A 20,228-nucleotide genomic window follows, 5' to 3' on the forward strand; every position below is an offset into this window, starting at 1 on the left:
AAAACCGGTTGGTAAAATTAGTTGTTTTTTTTAAATGTTTGTGTTAATATATTATAACATATGACTATTACATATGACCGCATAGTAGCAGTGGTTCTGAGGAGGGAGTTTATTGAAGAAATACTTCAAGGGCATTAGTTTCTATATATTACTTTTTGTAGTAATATTAATGATATTTACTTTATACAATTTGCCCAATAAAACCGAGCAGAAAGTGTACTCTGATCTGGTAAGGCTTATTCAGGCCGGACAGGTAAAAGAATTGGAAATCATAGATCGAAAAGTTATATCCACACAAAATGATGATACGAAAACGGAGATTACCATTCCTGACGTAGACACATTAAAAGAGGATGTAGGCGATGAGTGGCAAGCGCAAGTAGCTTCCGGAAAGCTTAAAGTAACTTTCCAGGAACCTCCGACCCCTCCGTGGTGGGTAACCATACTTCCTACGCTGGGATTAGTTGTGATCTTTATCCTGTTTTGGGTATTTTTCCTCCAACAGTCGCAAGGAGGCGGAGGAAGCAGGGTAATGTCTTTTGGGAAAAGCAGAGCCAAGCTGGCTACCGATGATAAGAAGAAAGTAACTTTTGATGATGTTGCCGGTGCTGACGAAGAGAAAGAAGAACTGAAAGAAATCGTAGAATTTTTAAAATCACCTAAGAAATTTATTGAATTGGGTGCCAGAATACCGAAAGGGGTATTGTTGGTAGGACCTCCGGGAACAGGTAAGACCTTGCTTGCCAAAGCGGTATCGGGAGAAGCAGGTGTTCCGTTCTTTAGTATAAGCGGTTCCGATTTTGTTGAAATGTTTGTTGGTGTCGGAGCTTCAAGGGTAAGAGATTTGTTTGAGCAAGCAAAGAAAAATGCCCCATGTATCGTATTCATTGATGAAATTGATGCGGTAGGCAGGCATAGAGGTGCCGGTCTGGGCGGAGGACATGACGAAAGAGAGCAGACACTGAATCAGCTCTTGGTTGAAATGGATGGATTCGGAATCAATGAAGGTGTTATTATTGTAGCTGCAACCAACCGTCCGGATATCCTTGATCCGGCGTTACTAAGACCGGGACGTTTTGATAGGCAGGTAGTTGTTGGAGTACCGGATGTAAAAGGCAGAGAAGAAATATTAAAGGTACATTCCAAAGGCAAGCCGCTTGGCTCAGATATAGATTTATCTGTACTTGCGAAAACAACACCCGGATTTACCGGTGCGGATCTCGAAAACTTAATGAATGAAGCTGCATTGCTTGCGGCCAGACAGAATAAAAAGCAAATTAATATGACTGAATTAGAAGAAGCTATTATCAAAGTCATAGCCGGACCTGAGAAGAAAACCAGAGTGATTAGCGGTAAGGAGAAAAGACTCACTGCCTATCATGAAGCCGGGCATGCGGTTATTGCAAAGCTTCTTCCTACACAAGACCCTGTTCATCAGGTATCCATTATTCCTCGCGGAAGAGCAGGAGGGTACACCTTATCTCTTCCAAAAGAAGATAAGTACTATGTGTCAAAGCTGGAAATGATGGAAGATATCGTTGAGCTATTGGGAGGCCGTGTTGCTGAGAAACTTGTACTGGATGACATTAGCAGCGGAGCATCAAATGATATTCAAAGAGCTAGTAGTATCGCACGCAAAATGGTAACCAAGTATGGTATGAGTGACAAAATCGGTCCGATTACTTTCGGCTCTGAGCAGGATGAAGTATTTATCGGCAGGGATATGGTACAGTCTCGAAACTATAGTGAACATGTTGCAGCAGAGATAGATGATGAGATCAGAATGATTATTGATAGTTCCTATAAAAAATGCGAGCAGCTTTTACTAGATAATATCGACAAACTTCATAAAGTTGCCCAAGCCCTTCTTGAACAAGAAAAATTGGATGGACCGCAGTTTGAAGAAATATTTGAAGGTAAAGTTAAAGAGGAAACAGAAATACAGCAAGTTGAAGAAAATAACGAAGAAGAATAATAAAAAAAACCTGAGGTGCATGCACCTTAGGTTTTTTTTATAACATTAATAACGCAACAGTTGTCGTAGTGGCAGGTCTTGTGTCTGCCTAAAATATATTTTCACTAGCCCATTGTCAACCCGCCGTTCCAGACTGAATACCGAAGTATGTAATGACAGTACCCACCATTGCTAAAAACCCCGAAAACCAGAAGCCGGAGGAGATGCCCAGTGTATCACTGAAAAATCCTACCACCACAGGGCCTAAAAACATTCCGATACCATAGGCTGCTTGGAAAAAGCCCATAGCTGTAGCTCTACGGGAATTTTCAATATTTTTGATACTTATTCCCATCAGCAGCGTAAACGTTAATCCTCTCCCAAATCCACCGATGAACTGGATGACATAAAGCCATGCGATACTTGGCATATAAGGAGTAGCTATACTTGCTAAAGCAGCAGCTAAAAAACCCAGCATAACGGTATACTTTTCACCCAGGTATTTTATAAAAAGAGTGCCGCTCATGGCAGAAGCAAAAATTACAGGGATAGTTGAAATATTTGTAAGCAGACTTAATTGAAAATCAGTTGCCCCCAATTGTTTGGCGATCACAGGAGTAAATCCGTACATTGTACCAAAGGTAATAAACTGGGATAGAATGGAGCAAAGAGATATTAACATAAAGTTTTTATCGGTGGCAACACTTACGATATCCGATAGCTTCAGAGGTTTGCGGTCAATTTTATTCTCATAGATGCCAAAACTTAAAATAAGTGCGAGAATACCTCCAACAGATGCCACTAGAAAAGGAGCCTGCTGGTTAAAGTATTGAGCCGCAAGTCCCCCGAGAAATATTGCGGCCATCTGCCCCATGAAATTGAAAGAGTTTAAAATGCCGATGGCTTTAGGGGCATGGTCATCTTCATAATAACTGGAATATAGTACGGTGAAAGTGACCCAAGCGACTGTAGCAACACCCGAAAGAGCGCGAAACAATAATACCAGTCCGACATTTGGGAACAACCACAAGCCCAGGCTGCTGACCAGTGCCAGTACGGCACCCAGAATAATAAAAACTTTCCGTTTGTTAAGGGTATCCGATAAAATTCCCAAGGGTATGCGCAAAAGCATCTGTGTAAAGCCGTAAGAGCCTAACACGATCCCTACCATTTTATAAGAAGCGCCTAGCGATTCAACATAAGTTGCTAATGTAGGTACGTATGCGTATAGACTAAACCAAAAAAAACCTGTAACAAAGTGGAATAAAAAAATATGTTTTTTGCGATTATTCATTTCTAACCTCACGTCTTTGAATTTTAGTGCAATGTATATTATAACCTACATGTTTTAACATGTTCTCATATATAATACAACTATTTTTAGCGGGATTCAATGCATATTGAAAAAACATTGGATTAGTTAGGTACAATATGATAAAATATTTTTAATTTGTGAAAACTATGTTTGGCGGTGATAAAAATGAGTGACCAATTAAAAATCGGTTTAGAACAAAAGGTAGAGATGATTGTATCAGAGCAGCTTACTGCAAAGGAAGTAGGAAGCGGTGCAGTGGAGGTATTTGCTACGCCTATGATGATCGCTCTAATGGAGAAGGCGGCTGCCCAATGTGTTCAGCCATATCTTGAAGAGACACAAGCTACCGTTGGCACACGCGTGGATATTTCGCATATGGCTGCGACTCCAGTAGGTGTGAAAGTATACGCACAAGCGGAATTGAAAGAAATAGACAAAAAAAAGTTGGTTTTTAGTGTGGAAGCCTTTGATGAAAAAGGGAAAATAGGAGAAGGGACACATGAGAGATTCATCATCGACGTTGAGCGGTTTATGAATAAGGTGAATACAAAATAATTCGAAGATTATGGAGTTTAGAAAACATTGCTATAGGGGGAGTACAGCCAATATGTTAACAGATATTGAAATCGCTCAGCAAGCGGAAATGAAACACATACGTGAGATTGCGGAAATGTTGGATATTCGTGAAGATGAACTCGAATACTATGGAAAGTATAAGGCAAAGATTAGTGATGTGATCTGGGAGCGGATCAAAGACCGTCCGGATGGGAAATTAATATTGGTAACAGCCATTAATCCGACACCCGCAGGGGAAGGAAAGACAACCACTACTGTAGGATTGGGACAAGCGATGGTGAAAATCGGGAAAAAAGCCGTTATCGCTCTAAGAGAGCCTTCATTGGGACCGGTAATGGGACTGAAAGGCGGTGCAGCAGGAGGCGGATACTCACAAGTTGTACCCATGGAAGATATTAATCTTCATTTTACCGGGGATATGCATGCGATTACATCAGCACATAATCTTTTGGCTGCGGTCATTGACAATCATATACATCAGGGAAATAAATTAGGGATAGATTCCCGGCAGATCTTATGGAAAAGGGCCTTGGATATGAATGACAGGGCATTACGCAATATTGTAGTAGGTCTTGGCGGAAAAATAAACGGGTTTTCCCGTGAAGACGGCTTTATGATTACAGTTGCTTCTGAGATTATGGCCATATTATGCCTTGCTGACGGGCTGATGGATTTAAAAGATCGTCTGGGAAAAATCATTATCGGATATAATTATAATGGACAGCCGGTTACTGCAAAAGATCTGAACGTGGATGGTGCGATGACATTATTATTAAAAGATGCGATCAAGCCAAACCTTGTCCAGACCCTTGAAAATACACCATGCTTGATGCATGGAGGACCGTTTGCCAATATCGCTCATGGATGCAATAGTATTGCTGCAACAAAGCTGGCACTGAAGCTGTCGGATTATGTTATTACCGAGGCGGGATTTGGCGCTGATCTCGGGGCGGAAAAGTTTCTTAATATAAAATGCAGATATGGGAACTTGAAACCTGATGCCATTGTCATTGTTGCTACGGTAAGGGCGTTAAAATATAATGGTGGTGTACCTAAAGCGGAGTTAAAAGAAGAAAATCTTCAAGCATTGTCTACTGGTATTGTGAATCTGAAAAAACATATAGAGAATATGAGAGGATTTGATGTACCGGTTATCGTTTCCATTAACCGGTTCAATACAGATACAAAAGAAGAGATAACCTTTATAAAACAGTACTGCGCTGAGTTAGGTGTAGAATGCGCTATTTCAGAAGTATTTGAAAAAGGCGGCGAGGGCGGCATGGAATTAGCCGATACCCTGGTTAAAGTAATTGATACCGTGCCGTCGGCATTTCATCTTCTATATGATGAGAAACAGCCTATTAAGCAAAAGATACATACCATTGTCACTCGTATTTACGGCGGTAGGGATGTAGCATATACTTCTTCAGCAGAAAGAGCAATTAAACAACTGGAGCTTTTAGGCTATGACCAACTACCGATATGTATGGCGAAAACCCAGTACTCATTATCCGATGACGCCGCATTATTAGGAATGCCGAAAGATTTTACCGTCACTGTAAAAGAAGTAAGGATTTCGGCTGGAGCAGGATTCATAGTAGCGCTGACAGGAGATATTATGACCATGCCGGGATTACCAAAAGAGCCTGCAGCAGAGAAGATTGATATAGACGAAAGCGGCAAGATTATAGGACTGTTTTAGATAGTGAATAGTGAATAAGGAATAGTGAATAAGGAATAGTGAATAATTATTAATGTACAATGGACAATGGACAATTATGTTGCATTTTTGAACAGATTTATTACCATATAGGTGGTGCGGTATTTTAATGAGCAGTAATGGTGTAGTATTAAAGAGCAATTCGCCGGAAGAGACGGCACATATTGCGTATAGGTTGGGACAAGCTTTAAAGCCTGGAGATGTGTTATGTCTCGGTGGGGATTTAGGAGCAGGGAAAACGGCTTTTACAAAAGGATTGGTAAAGGCTTTTGGGGTGAGAGAAGATGTTACCAGTCCGACCTTTACCATTGTCAATGAGTATGAGGGGACTATTCCTATCTATCATTTTGATGTATATCGGATCCATGATGCAGATGAAATGTTTGAAATAGGATTTGAAGAATATATTTATGGTGAGGGTATATCTATTATTGAATGGGCGGAAAATATTAAAGATCTTTTACCTCCTTCATATTTTCAAATCAGTATCAACAAGGATTTGGAAAAAGGCGAAAATTACAGGGAAATCGTGATTGAAAGTATAGGAAATATCTATAAAGACATGAAAGTTGAGAATAAAGAATTGAAAATTGTCAGATAAGGTTTAAATTTTCGATGATATATTCTCTGTTCTCAATTTTACGGATAGGAAGTGAACGAAATTGAAAGTACTTGCAGTGGATACGTCTTCTATTGTAGCGACGGCTGCAATATTGGAAGACGATAAATTGATTGGTGAGTACATATTGAATCATAAAAAAACGCACTCACAAAAGTTAATGCCTATGATTAAGGAAATTCTTTCAAGCGCTGCATTGAAAGTGGAAGATATAGATGTTTTTGCGGCAGCCAATGGCCCGGGATCTTTTACCGGATTAAGGATAGGTGTAGCAACGGTCAAAGGACTGGCGCATGCAGTGAATAAGCCGGTTGTCGGCATCTCCACGCTGGATGGATTAGCTTTTAACCTGCCGTTCTGCCAATACCTGGTCTGTCCGATTATGGATGCGAGGAGAGAGCAGGTATATAATGCTTTATATAAATGGATTGACAAGACATTTTATATGGTGGAAGGATATCGGGGAATATCACTGGAGCAGTTAATACAAGAACTCAAGGCAAGAAATGAAAAGGTGATGTTTACCGGAGATGGGGTAGCGGTATTCCGTGACAAATTAGTTGAAGGCCTTGGGGAGCTTTGCGAATTTGCACCTGTAAGCAGCAGGATGCAGAGAGCGTCTTCCATCGCTGAATTAGCTATGCAGAAAGCATATCGCGGCGAAACGGAAAGCTATATGACTTTTTCACCTTTTTATCTTAGGAAATCTCAGGCTGAAAGGGAATATGAGAAAAAGTGCGGAGAAGAGTGCGGATAAAAAAATGTACAATGGACGTTGTTTAGTGAATAATGAATAGCGAATAGTGAATAGTGTATGATGTGCAGATAAGAAAAGATGTAGAATCATGTAAAAAGTTTTGACATTGTAATTAATATTATATACAATATTTAAAGATAATAGACAATAATAACATACTAGGGATAGTGGATGGTAAAAAGGGGCCGTTTTCATATGTATTCAGGGGTAATTTTCTCCCCACTCCCCACTCCTCACTCCCCACTGATTATAAGGAGCGTGAATGTAATGATAGCAATCGGAAGTGATCATGGTGGTTTTGAACTTAAAGAGGAAATAAAAAAATATTTGACTGAAAAAGGTTATGAAGTTAAAGATTTTGGTGTAGCAACACCTGATTCGGTAGATTATCCGGATATTGCTCATCCGGTTTGTTCATCCATTGTGAATGGTGAATGTGATAGAGGAATATTGATATGTGGAACAGGGATAGGCATTTCCATTGCAGCAAACAAGGTCAAGGGAATCAGAGCTGCTTTATGCGGTGACTGTTATTCTGCAAAAATGACCAAAGAGCATAATAATGCGAATGTAATTGCCTTAGGAGGAAGAGTAACGGGTCCGGGATTGGCTATTGAAATCGTTGAGGCTTGGTTGGGTGCCGAGTTCCAGGGCGGAAGGCATCAGGGCAGAATCGATAAGATCCACGCTTTGGAAGGAAAGTAATAACACATGATAAAGGAGAATCAGTGATGAGCAATAATGTTTTTATTATGGAACATCCTCTCATTCAACACAAAGTATCATTGATAAGAGATGTTAATACAGGTGTAAAAGAATTTAGAGAGCTTGTGGAAGAAATCGCAATGCTTATGGGATATGAGGTAACAAGAAATCTTCCGTTGAAGGAAGTAGAGATTGAAACCCCGGTAGCAATTGCTAAAACAAAAGTGATATCCGGTAAAAAGTTAGCTATTGTCCCTGTACTTAGAGCGGGACTTGGAATGGTAGATGGTATGTTAAGACTTATTCCTGCTGCAAAAGTTGGACATATCGGTCTTTTCAGAGATCCGGAAACCCTTCAGCCGGTAGAATATTATTGTAAGCTGCCTACTGACGTGCAGGAAAGAGATATCATTATACTTGAACCAATGTTAGCAACAGGAGGGTCTGCTTCCGCGGCAATTCAATTCATTAAAGACCGCGGGGTAACAAACATTAAGATTATGGGCTTGATCGCGGCACCTGAAGCAATAGAAAAATTGTCGAAAGACCATCCGGATGTGGAAATCTATTGTGCTGCTGTTGACGAAAAGCTGAATGATCATGGTTATATTGTACCAGGTTTAGGTGACGCAGGAGACAGGCTTTTTGGAACTAAATAAAAAAGTAGGTTATATAAGTTAAATTAAATAATTGGATATTACAAGTCAACGGAACGCCACGGGGGGCGTTCCCTACGAGTTGCAAATCCGGTATGAATGGAATTTGGTGTTATATGTAGGGACCGGCCCCTGTGCCGTTCCGACTCAAATCTTTAATTCAACTTATATATATCTAAAGAACTTAAATGTCCACAGCATTCAAGCCATATATCTATAAGAAATAGAAATTCTTATATCAGAAGCGCTAGTAGAGGAAATTAAAGATAATCCACATATTGAGATATTAGGCATAGAACATTTGAATTGGAATGAAGATGGAGAATTACAACTAAAATTGTAACGTATATAAAATTAAAATATAAAAATCTATTCGTTATTTCGATAACCAATAGATTTTTTTTTTGAATGTTTGAGTTGCATTTACATTATTATTATGATTTATGTTATAATAATTAATAATTTTCAATTTAAAGGAATCATAAGTAATATGTAAAGGGGATACGAGGGTTATGGAAAGAAGGGACAAGCATAACTATTATCTTGATATCGCAGAAACAGTATTGGAGCGGGGGACGTGTCTTCGGAGGAATTATGGTGCAATCATCGTAAAGAACGATGAAATCTTCTCAACCGGGTATACCGGTTCGCCTAGAGGCAGGAAAAATTGCAGCGACCTCGGTTTTTGTATGAGAGAGCAATTAAACATACCGAGAGGAGAAAGATATGAGCTTTGCCGTTCGGTGCATTCGGAAGCCAATTGTATCATCAGTGCGTCAAGAAAGGACATGATCGGTGCCGTCTTGTATCTCGTCGGAAAAGATATGAAGACAGGGGAATTGGTGCAAAACGCTACATCATGTGCGATGTGCAAGAGATTAATCATCAATGCAGGCATTGAAAAGGTGATTGTCAGAGATACAAAAGACTCTTACAGAGTGATAGAAGTACAGAAATGGATTGATCATGACGATTCGCTTACAGGACAGATGGGATATTAAAAACTCCGAGCCCATATGATGCTATATATAACGCATTAAAGTTTTTACATTGGCAAACGATTTTGAGGTGGTGTATGTGTCCTCCAGAGACGCACCCAAACTCACTTCGTTCAAACAGTGGACGGTCTCTTACAGAAACATACACCACCCCAGACCTACCGTTACTGTAATTTCTTTAATGCATTATATATAGTGTTTTCAGAGAAGCAGTTTAAAAAATTATTTGTTCGTTAATAATGTTAGTGATATAATAGCGATAATATCAAAAATAAGGGGAAGTGAAGGATGACCAACAATATTGCAAATGAAATGAATAAGGACGTACAATCTGCCAATTTTATACATAATATTATTGATAAAGACTTAGCAGAAGGCGTATATGATAATGTACATACACGGTTTCCGCCTGAACCTAACGGCTATCTGCATATCGGACATGCAAAGTCTATCTGTCTGAACTTCGGTACGGCAAAAAAATATAAAGGTTTGTGTAATCTGAGATTTGATGATACCAATCCGATAAAAGAAGATATTGAATACATTGAATCCATCAAAAAGGATGTCAAATGGTTAGGGTTCGATTGGGAAGACCGTATGTTTTATGCTTCGGATTATTTTGAAAAGCTGTATGATTGTGCTGTGCAGCTCATCAAAAAAGGAAAAGCCTATGTTTGTGATCTGACGGCGGAAGAGATCCGGCAATACCGGGGAACATTAACAGAAGTGGGAAAAGAAAGTCCGTACCGCAACCGTTCGGTAGAAGAAAATCTTGACTTGTTTACGAGAATGAGAAATGGAGAATTTAATGATGGCACCCGTGTGTTAAGAGCGAAAATAGATATGGCATCACCCAACATTAATATGCGTGATCCTGTAATCTACCGGATTTCTCATACACACCATCATAGAACCGGAGACGAATGGTGTATCTATCCTATGTATGACTATGCGCATCCAATATCCGATGCCCTTGAGGATATTACCCATTCCATATGCACATTGGAATTTGAGGATCATCGTCCGCTATATGATTGGGTACTGCAGGAATTGGAATTTGAAAATCCGCCGAAACAGATCGAATTTGCAAGGCTGGATCTTACATATACCGTGATGAGTAAAAGAAAGCTTAGAAAGCTTGTGGAAGAAAAGTATGTGGATGGATGGGATGATCCTCGTATGCCCACCATTTCAGGATTGAGGAGAAGAGGATATACACCCGAGGCCATCAAAGATTTCTGTGATAAAATCGGGGTAGCAAAACGTATCAGCACAGTGGACATTCAATTATTGGAGCACTGTATACGCGAAGACCTAAAAATGAAAAAGGCGCGTATGATGGCGGTGTTAAAGCCATTAAAGGTCGTAATTACCAATTATCCTGAAGGTCAGATTGAATATATGAATGCGGAAAACAATCAGGAAAATCCGGAAATGGGATCCAGAAAGATACCGTTCTCCAGGGAGATTTACATTGAGCAGGATGACTTTATGGAAAATCCGCCTAAAAAATTTTTCCGCCTGTTTCCGGGAAATGAAGTAAGATTAATGAATGCTTATTTTGTTAAGTGTGAAGAAGTGGTAAAAGACGAGAAAACCGGTGAGATTATAGAGCTTCGTTGTACTTATGATCCTGAAACAAAAAGCGGGAGCGGATTTACCGGTAGAAAAGTCAAAGGTACCATTCATTGGGTTTCTGCGGCTCATGCTGTGAAGGCAGAGGTAAGATTATACGACCATTTGTTCCTTGAAGAGAATGAGGATAGTGAGGCTACATTAATGGATGGGATGAACCTTAATCCAAAATCCTTGGAAGTTTTGGAAAGCTATGTTGAGCCTGCTCTAGCAGAAGCGGCTGCAGAAGAAAAATTCCAGTTTGTAAGGAATGGATATTTCTGCGTGGATTCTAAAGATCATACCGTCGATAGGCCGGTGTTTAACAGGGTTGTATCATTGAAGAGTTCATATAAGCCTGAGTGATTCATTTTTAAATGATCATTCACTGCTTCAATTGTAATAATATTTAAATAGTAAAAAAAGAGTTGAATTAAGTGTTTTTTGCACTTAATTCAACTCTTTTTTTTGTGAAAATATAGGTTGTACTTTTTACATGATATTAACATTTATTAACATTTATTCAACCTAAGTTTAACAATAAACCATTAGTATAAAATTTGTATTGATATGTATTTATATCCAGAAGATATGATCATATACATTTCTGTTATCTATTTATATCTAAAACATTTTTACGGTTAAGGGGTGAGGCCATTCTACATAATAGCAATAAGAGAGGAATAATAAGCAGCATTTCATTACAAACGAAGGGGGCGACGTATTTTGTTTAAGAAACTTCAAAGAAGTATAAGTATGGTGCTTATATTGGCACTGGTAATTACCAACATGATTGGTATAATAATGCCTGAAACAGCTGCTGCGGACAATGTTCTTACGGTCGCAGAGGCTATTGCCAATAACAGCGGTACAGCAACAGTTGAAGGATACATAGTGGGGCATACCACAGGAGGAAGTAGTGGCAGTGCAAATTACAACTTCGAGGAGCCTTTTACTAATGATTATAATTTTGCAATTGCAGATTCTGCCGATGAAACGCAGAGTGAGAAAATAATGCCTGTTCAAATTACTTCTTCTTATAGAGCACAGTTCGGGTTGAAAACAAATTCGGGTCTTATCGGTAAAAAAGTAAGAATTACCGGAAGTCTGGAAACATATTTTACAGTACCGGCTTTAAAAAGTCCCAGCGCAATAGAGATTGTAGACAAAGCAAACACAGAACTGCAAATAGAATACCCGAATCCGATTACTTCAGCAGATGCGTATTCTACGGTTGCGGTAGATTTTTCAGTCGTTAGCTCAGTATATGGTGAAAGTAACACAGTAACAGCCAGCGTATATTCAAAAGTAGTAAGCGCGCAGGGATATACTGTAACTGAAGCCACTTATAGTGAGAATAACGGTGTTTATATTTACACTGCTGACATTCAAATAGGTGGAGAAAATGTAGAGTACTATATTGAAGCGGCGGATTCAGAAGGGGAAACATCAAAAACATCAATTTATGAAATACAGGTACAATCTTATGAAGATAAAGATAACCTCCTAAGTCTTGTAGGGCGTTTTACCGCACAAGGTGCCAATGGGGAAAAAGGTGTTGCTGAAATTGTAAAATATGACAAGGTGAGTAAGAAAGCCTTTATCGTAAATGGTGCGGAAAATGCTGTTTCGGTAGACATCGTAGACTTGGCGGCATTGGATACAAGCAGTGGAAATGTTGAACAACTGGCATTATCCCAAAAGGTAAGCATCAATGATTTGTCGGATTTCGGAGACGGCTTTGTAGCAGGAGATATTACTTGTATCGATATTCATCCTAGCGGGCAATATTTTGCCGTATCGCTGCCTAACAATACTAAAACCAATAACGGCAGAGTGGCTTTCTTTGCGATAGATGATGCCTATACATACAAGGGCTTTGTTGAAGTTGGGGCACTTCCGGACAATCTCACATTTACTCCGGATGGGAATGCTTTGCTGGTGGCAAATGAGGGAGAACCAAATAGTGATTATTCAATAGACCCTGAAGGAAGCGTATCGGTGATTGATGTTTCAGGTGGTGTTGACAGTATCACGCAGGATTTAGTCACTACAGCTTCTTTTGACGGTGTAACCATTGATGCGGATGTAATTATCAAAGAGGGCGCACAAGTCAAAAATGATTTGGAACCTGAATACATCGTTGTAGATGAAGAGAGTGCGTATGCCTATGTAGCACTGCAAGAAAACAATGCAGTTGCAACACTTGATATTGCGCAAGAAAAATTTATAAAAGTAGAAGGGCTTGGATTTAAGGATTGGTCCCTGTCGGCTTTAGATGCATCAAATAAAGACGGAAAAATCAATATTCAGCCATGGCCTGTATTGGGCATGTACATGCCCGATGGACTGGATATAGCCACCATAAACGGTAATGACTATATCTTCACTGCCAATGAAGGTGATGGGAGAGAATATGATAACTATGAAAACGAAATAGGAGTAGAGGATATAGAAGATAAATTGGCATTAAATGCAGATCACTATGCCGCATATACTCAAGATCAATTAGATGCAATGGTATCCACTCTAGGTGACAAAAAGAATCTGGGAAAACTCAATGTGCACGTCGAACTAGGATTAAATAATGATACAGGCGATTACCAAGCGCTTTATACATTTGGCGGACGTTCTTTCTCAATCTATAATACATCGGATTTCAGCCAGGTCTATGATAGCGGTTCGGATTTCGAAAAGATAACCGCACTAAGATATCCTGATGAATTCAACACGACCAATGACGAAGTAGCTTTTGATAATAGAAGTGATAACAAAGGCCCTGAGCCGGAAGACGTAAAGGTTGGAAAAGTAGGGGACAAATACTATGCATTCATAGGCCTTGAACGTATCGGCGGCATTATGGTGTACGATGTAACAGATCCTGCAAATGCGAAATTTGTGCAGTACATCAATACCAGAGATTTCAGTCAGGACATTGCCGGTGACTGTGCACCGGAAGGCATTAAATTCATTCCGGCTGAAGACAGTCCGTCCGGCAGTCCGCTTCTATTGGTGGCAAATGAAGTAAGCGGTACGCTTGCGGTATTTGAAGTCAAATATGACGGAGGACAGGTAAGTGAGTATGCCATTGCCAAAGCAAGAGCAAAGACTGCAGGTGACACGGTAACGGCAGAAGGGATCGTAACTTCTACCAATAATATCTATATTCAGGATAATACCGGCGGAATTTGCCTGTATAAACAAGAGGGCAGCAATATTACATTAGAGCAGGGCGATAAGATTCGAGTAACAGGAAAGCTGACAAGCTATAACGAGTTATTGGAAATCAGTCCTTTTACCGTTGACGAGGTGATTTCCAAAGGGAATGCACTGCCGATGCCGCAGAAGGTAACCATCAGTCAGATCGGAGAGGATTATGAAGGCGAATTGGTGAAGCTGGAAGGCGTTAAGCTTGGGGATATTAATACCGGTGGTACGACCGTCCTCACCGATGGCGCAAATAAAACCATTGGTATTTATAAGATTCCTGAACTTAGCGGTGTGTTTGCGGGAGATACGGTGGATGTCACTGCCATTGTTTCTCAATATAAGACTACTTATCAGCTGCATGTAAGAAGCGCAGCCGATGTTACAAAATCACAGAGCGCACCGGCTGCAGTAGAACCTGTATTTTATACCTCGCCGGCAAATATGATGACAACCTATGAAGTAAGGCCGGAAATTTCTCTGACTTATGAAGAAGGAGAGAAGAGCCTTGTTTCCGATTCTGCACAGCTTGAAGTAGACGGAGCGGTTGTAGAGACAGTTAAAACCTATGATGCTGAAACCAAACAGGGAACGGTAACCTATACTCCTACGGCGGATTTGAGCGTTGGAGAACATGAAGTCAGGTTTACCATTAAAGACGCAGAGAATGCAGAATATGAAAAGGTTTGGAGCTTCACCATCATAGAGAATCAAGATGATTTTAATGTATATTTTGGGATCCCTCATGCACATACTGCTTATTCTGATGGGCAGGGTACTCCCGCAGAGGCTTATGCCCATGCATATGGTCAGGATTTAGACTTCTTGGTTATCACCGATCATTCCAACCAGTTGGAGGGTGACCAGTTTGACAGCAGCAATAACCGGTTTACCCCGGTAGCCGGGTCCGAATGGGTCAAAACGAAAGAAATGGCAGATGTGTTTAACAGTGCTCACGCCGGTGAGTTTATTGCGATGAGAGGGTTTGAATGGACCCACAGCAGTAACGGGCATATGAACGCATATGATTCCGATAATTATACCGAAGCAAAGAAGACCATGACAGAAATCGCAGATTTTTATGATTGGCTTGAAAAAGAAGAAGTGGTGGCGGCATTTAATCATCCTAACTGGCCGAGTGATTCTTTCAATAATCTGGCTTATGATGCGGATGCCGACCGTTGGGTGAAAATGATTGAAGCAGGAAACGGTGCACCGCCATACAGCTATGCAAGAGCTATTGAGTATTATTATAAAGCCCTAGACAATGGCTGGCACGTAGGGGCCACCAATGCGCAGGATAATCATGCGATGAACTGGGGAGACCCGGACAATCTTACCGGTGTACTGGCGGAAGATTTGACTTTTGAATCATTTATAGAAGCCTTTAAAGCACACAGGGTGTATTCTACAGAAACCAGAAATCTGGTGCTGAAAGTGAAAGCTAACGATTACTGGATGGGAAGTATCCTCAAATTGTCCGATGGAGAAAAGCTTGATTTTAATATATATGCTGCCGATGATGAAGATTCCATACAAAAAGTGGAACTCATCACAAATGGCGGACTAGTGGTTGATACACAAAATGTTAATGGGAACAGTACCCAGTGGAAACCGGAAGTAACGCCGGGCTCTGGAAACCATTGGTATGTAGTAAAAGTAATCCATACGAATGGTAAAATCGGTATTTCCAGTCCGATATGGACCACCGGTGCAGAAAATGATGTGAAATTAACCGAATTAGTAGTTGATCCGCAGCCTGCGCTTCCGGGCATTAAAAGTGATGTACTGGCTAGCGTTACCAATTTTGGTGCGAGAGCAGTAGAAAATCTGGAAGTAAAGTTCTATCATTCAAATATTTTTCAAAGTAATTTGATTGGAACAGCGATCATTGACCGAATTGCAGCCGGAGAAAAGAAAACAGCCCATGTGGAGTGGACACCATCCGGCTCCGGTGAAGTCAATATTATCGCAAAATTAACCCCGATCTCGGGTGTAACCACTGTCACGCAATTATCCAAAACAGTGCTTGTGGTGACACCGAATAATAAGAACATTTTAATTGACCAGTCACACGGTAATGCGGATGTTCCCGGAACTGTAGGCGATTTTGTTAAGCTGCTCAGAACCTATGGTTATAGTGCGGAGTTTAATACGCAAGAAATATCGGCAGAAGTACTGGCAAATATCGATGTGCTTGTATTGGGCGCACCGACAGAAAGCAAGCCTTTAAGCACGGCTGAGAATACGGCCATCTCCCAGTGGGTAAAAGCCGGAGGATCGTTGCTTATCGCTGATAAATCCAACTACGGATACAATAATCAGCTGTTGAATACTACGCTAGAAGAACTTGATTCAGGGATACGGTTTAGCAATGACAATGTATATGAACCGGAAGATTCCGACAAATACAGCGGCGGAATGGTATGGTCGGTATATATGGAAACCTTCCCTGAAGCGGCAGGCGGATTAAATAAAAATATGAAGTCGCTCCGTATTTTCAGTGGATGCGCATTAGTAGATGAGAATTACGGTCCACTTACCAATGACGGGGCAAGCAAGCTGGAGATTTTACTGGCGGCAAATGACACCTCTTATAATTACAATGTCATTGAAGGCAGTGCCTATATGTACAATGAAAAAGGACAGCTTAATGGAGAGACCATTCCTGTGATCGCTAAAGAAGAAATCGGAGATGGTAAAATCATTGCTGCGGGTCGTCATTTCTATTCTGACTATGAAATCGTAAATGATACCAGCAATACAGCCTTTACGATGAATGTGATGGACTGGCTGGCAGGATATGACCGTGTTAAGGATATCGCATGGGTAAGAGAAAATGCACAGACCGGCATGCCTTATACTGTAAAAGGAACCATTACGGCGCCTACGAATTTATTCTATGACTCCATGTACATCCAGGATGCTACCGGCGGGATCTGTCTGTACGGGGATCAGAAGGCAGAACTGCGCATAGGAGAAGAAGTGATCGCGACCGGTGTGGTGAAAACCTTTGAAGATGAAAAAGAACTATCTTATCAGGATTTCACCTATGATGTGCTTTATGTAGGTCCTGCACAGGAAATCCTCCCACAGGTGATTGCTACAACCGATGCAGCAAATGGAAGCTATGCAGGTAAGCTTGTAAAAACAACCGGAAATATTATTGAAGTAAACGAGCCAGCAAGTTATTTCAAAATGGATGACGGCTCAGGCCAAGTTTATATCCACGTAGACGGCTATCTGGGCATCGATATGGACGCATTAGAAATAGGAAAAAACGTATCGGTAACCGGGATCGCTTCTTATGGTGCGGCAGGAGCAAGAATCCGGGTAAGGTATAACAGTGATATCCAGGCTGCAGACCCGGTAACCCAAGGCAATAAGATTATCATTGTACATACCAACGACATTCACGGCAGAGTGGAAGAAGGAAGTGGTATGGGTGTAGCAAAGGCTGCAACAAAGATCAAGGAATTGGAAGCTGCAAATCCGGGCAGAGTATTGGTGCTGGATGCAGGAGACACCTTCCACGGTCAGACCATCATCTCGCTATCTAAAGGGGAAGCCATGGTAGACATCATGAACGAGATGGGATATGATGCGATGGCAGCAGGGAACCACGACTTTAACTATGGACAGGAACGTCTTGTGGAATTAGATGACTTGGTGAACTTCCCGATTCTGTCAGCCAACGTGGTAAAAGAGGATGAAAGCACGCTGCTGACACCATATACCATTAAGGATATAGGCAGTAAAAAGGTTGCGATCTTCGGACTATCAACGCCGGAAACAACCTATAAGACCCATCCGAAGAATGTAGAAGGGTTAACATTTAAAGACCCTGTAACCGTTGCACAGCAAATGGTAGAAAAATTAAAAGATCAGTCAGACGTGATCATCGCATTGGCACACATTGGATTGGATGAATCCAGTGAAGTCACCAGTGAAGATATAGCAAATGCGGTAACAGGTATTGATGTAATTGTAGATGGACACAGCCACACACCGCTTTCTCAAGGGAAACTTGTAAACGGTACACTCATTGTACAGACTGGAGAATACCTTGGAAATCTGGGTATCGTAGAACTGTCACTGGACGAAGATGGCAGTATCAGCCGTACGGCACAGTTGCTCACAGCAGAACAAGCGGCATCTTTAGCAGCTGATGAGGAAATGACCGCATTGATTGCCCAATTGAAAGCTGAAAACGAGCAAATAACTTCATTAGTGATAGGTCATACGGATGTAACGTTAGATGGAGAAAGACAAAATGTAAGAACCGGGGAAACCAACCTTGGTAACTTAATCGCCGACGCGATGAAAGATGCCGCCGGTGCCGATGTGGCACTTACCAACGGCGGGGGTATCAGAGCAAGCATCGATGTTGGGGATATTACAAAAGGAGAAATCATCACGGTGCTTCCGTTCGGAAACTATGTGGTGCTTAAAGAAGTAAGCGGTGCCGATTTATTGGCAGCTTTAGAACTAGGGGTTTCTGCTTACCCGGCAACACTGGGCGGATTCCCGCATATCTCGGGAATGAGAGTAGTCTTTAATCCGGCAGCGGAGCCTCTGAATAGAGTGGTAAGTGTAACCATCGATGGAAAGGCATTGGATATCCATAAGACCTATAAGTTAGCAACCAACGACTTCTTGGCTGCCGGTGGAGACAACTATACTATGTTTGCCGATGATGCGGTTATCGGTGAATATCCGGCATTGGATGAAGTAGTTGCGGATTATATTAATAAAAACGGCATGAAAAATGCTGTTGTTGACGGCAGAATGTCAACAAGCCGTAGTGGTAGTGGTAGTGATGATGATGATGACGACAGCAGTGGTGATAGTGACAGTGGTGGCGGCCAAAGTACCAATAATACACAAAATCCTGGTGACGTTTCGCAAAGTAACGGAACAATCCAAGTATCTGCACCGGAAGTGGACAGCAATGGGGCTGCAGTAGCCGATGTAGACCAAGAAACTATGGATAAAGCAATACAGGACGCGCAGGATAATAAAATTGTCATTGAAGTGCCGCAAAGTCCGGGTGCTTCCAAGATATCAACGAAATTACCGGCAGCATCTTTACAAAATGCAAAAGAGTCAAATATTGAAGCCATAGAGATCCATACGGAACTTGCATCCATCGTAATGGCACCGGATGCGCTGGCGATTCAGGGTACATCTTCTTCACAAGTAGAAGTATCAGTGGAGAAAGTAAATACTGCCGATTTGCCGCAGGATGTCCAAGAAAAAGTCGAAGGAAAGCCTGTATACGACTTTAACATTGCAGTAGATGGGGAAGCGGTACATACATTCGATAATGAGCGTACTGTACAAATTACGGTAGATTATCCGCTGGCAGCAGGAGAAAATCCTGATAATATTGTTGTATTCTATATCAATGATAGTGTAGATCCGGCGGTATTGGAAGAAGTATCCGGTATCTATGATGCGGAAACAGGCAAGGTGACGTTCAGTGTAGACCATTTCAGCAAGTATACCGCAATGCATGTCAGTATAAGTTTTGCCGATATGGAAGAAGCAATGTGGGCTAAGAAATACATTGAAGCTTTGGCAGCGAGAAAGATTGTTAACGGCACAGGTGATCATAAGTTTGCGCCAAATGCAAATATTACAAGGGCTCAATTTATTCAAATGCTTATGAATAGTTTCGGGTTGGCAGATCAAAATGCCGTAGCCACCTTTAAGGATGTACAGCGCGGGACATGGTATTACAGTGCGATTGCCACTGCACAAAAGATGGGGATTACAAATGGCATGGGTGACGGTACATTTGGTGTGGATCAGCAGATTACACGCCAGGAGATGGCAGTACTGGCTAGCAGAATCGCTGCGCTTGTTAAGTTGGAACTTCCGAAAACTAATCAAGCGGCAGCATTTGCCGATGACCGGACAATAGCATCCTATGCTAAAGACGCTGTTTCCAAAATGCAGCAGGCAGGCATTATCAATGGCGTAGGCGGTAATAAATTTGCCCCGGACGGCCATGCAACCAGAGCGCAAGCAGCAAAAATTCTATATGAGCTTTATGTCTTACGCAACAAGCCCATAAGTATAAAATAAAAGAATATTGATAAAAA

General features: G+C 41.2%; 11 protein-coding genes. 10 read left to right on the forward strand and 1 reads right to left on the reverse strand.

All coding sequences use genetic code 11. From position 1 onward, the window contains the following. The first annotated feature begins 112 nt into the window (after positions 1-112). Entirely contained in the window at positions 113-1,975 is a 1,863-nt protein-coding gene (gene ftsH, locus QKW49_RS17215; protein WP_282863895.1) for an ATP-dependent zinc metalloprotease FtsH, read from the forward strand. 115 nt (positions 1,976-2,090) lie between these two features. Here the strand turns inward: ftsH and QKW49_RS17220 are convergent, their stop codons facing one another. Continuing rightward, a complete protein-coding gene (locus tag QKW49_RS17220) occupies positions 2,091-3,248 on the reverse strand; it encodes an MFS transporter (RefSeq protein WP_282863896.1) in 1,158 nt (385 codons plus the stop codon). 186 nt (positions 3,249-3,434) lie between these two features. Between QKW49_RS17220 and QKW49_RS17225 the strand changes: the two genes are divergently transcribed. The 9 genes from QKW49_RS17225 to QKW49_RS17265 all read left to right on the forward strand — a co-directional run bounded on the left by QKW49_RS17225 (position 3,435) and on the right by QKW49_RS17265 (position 20,211). Next, a complete protein-coding gene (locus QKW49_RS17225) occupies positions 3,435-3,824 on the forward strand; it encodes a thioesterase family protein (RefSeq protein WP_282863897.1) in 390 nt (129 codons plus the stop codon). Positions 3,825-3,876: 52 nt separating this feature from the next. Further along, positions 3,877-5,547, forward strand: a complete 1,671-nt coding sequence (locus tag QKW49_RS17230; RefSeq protein WP_282863898.1) for a formate--tetrahydrofolate ligase — start codon at positions 3,877-3,879, stop codon at positions 5,545-5,547. 127 nt (positions 5,548-5,674) lie between these two features. After that, positions 5,675-6,166: a tRNA (adenosine(37)-N6)-threonylcarbamoyltransferase complex ATPase subunit type 1 TsaE gene (gene tsaE, locus QKW49_RS17235; protein WP_282863899.1), complete on the forward strand. Its 492-nt coding sequence runs from the start codon at positions 5,675-5,677 to the stop codon at positions 6,164-6,166. Positions 6,167-6,227: 61 nt separating this feature from the next. Then, positions 6,228-6,941: a tRNA (adenosine(37)-N6)-threonylcarbamoyltransferase complex dimerization subunit type 1 TsaB gene (tsaB, locus tag QKW49_RS17240; RefSeq protein WP_282863900.1), complete on the forward strand. Its 714-nt coding sequence runs from the start codon at positions 6,228-6,230 to the stop codon at positions 6,939-6,941. A gap of 267 nt (positions 6,942-7,208) precedes the next feature. Further along, positions 7,209-7,646, forward strand: a complete 438-nt coding sequence (rpiB, locus tag QKW49_RS17245) for a ribose 5-phosphate isomerase B (RefSeq protein WP_282863901.1) — start codon at positions 7,209-7,211, stop codon at positions 7,644-7,646. 26 nt (positions 7,647-7,672) lie between these two features. Beyond that, positions 7,673-8,305 carry a uracil phosphoribosyltransferase gene (upp, locus tag QKW49_RS17250; RefSeq protein ID WP_282863902.1) on the forward strand — a complete coding sequence of 211 codons (633 nt, stop codon included), beginning with the start codon at positions 7,673-7,675 and terminating at the stop codon, positions 8,303-8,305. 509 nt (positions 8,306-8,814) lie between these two features. After that, positions 8,815-9,303 (forward strand): deaminase, encoded by a 489-nt coding sequence (locus QKW49_RS17255; protein ID WP_282863903.1) that lies wholly within the window; start codon positions 8,815-8,817, stop codon positions 9,301-9,303. A gap of 285 nt (positions 9,304-9,588) precedes the next feature. Next, entirely contained in the window at positions 9,589-11,280 is a 1,692-nt protein-coding gene (locus QKW49_RS17260) for a glutamine--tRNA ligase/YqeY domain fusion protein (RefSeq protein WP_282863904.1), read from the forward strand. A 360-nt stretch (positions 11,281-11,640) separates the two neighbouring features. After that, positions 11,641-20,211, forward strand: coding sequence for a choice-of-anchor I family protein (locus QKW49_RS17265; RefSeq protein WP_282863905.1), 8,571 nt, complete (start codon positions 11,641-11,643; stop codon positions 20,209-20,211). Positions 20,212-20,228 lie beyond the last annotated feature (17 nt).

Source organism: Petroclostridium sp. X23 (assembly GCF_030013905.1).
GTDB lineage: Bacteria > Bacillota > Clostridia > SK-Y3 > SK-Y3 > X23.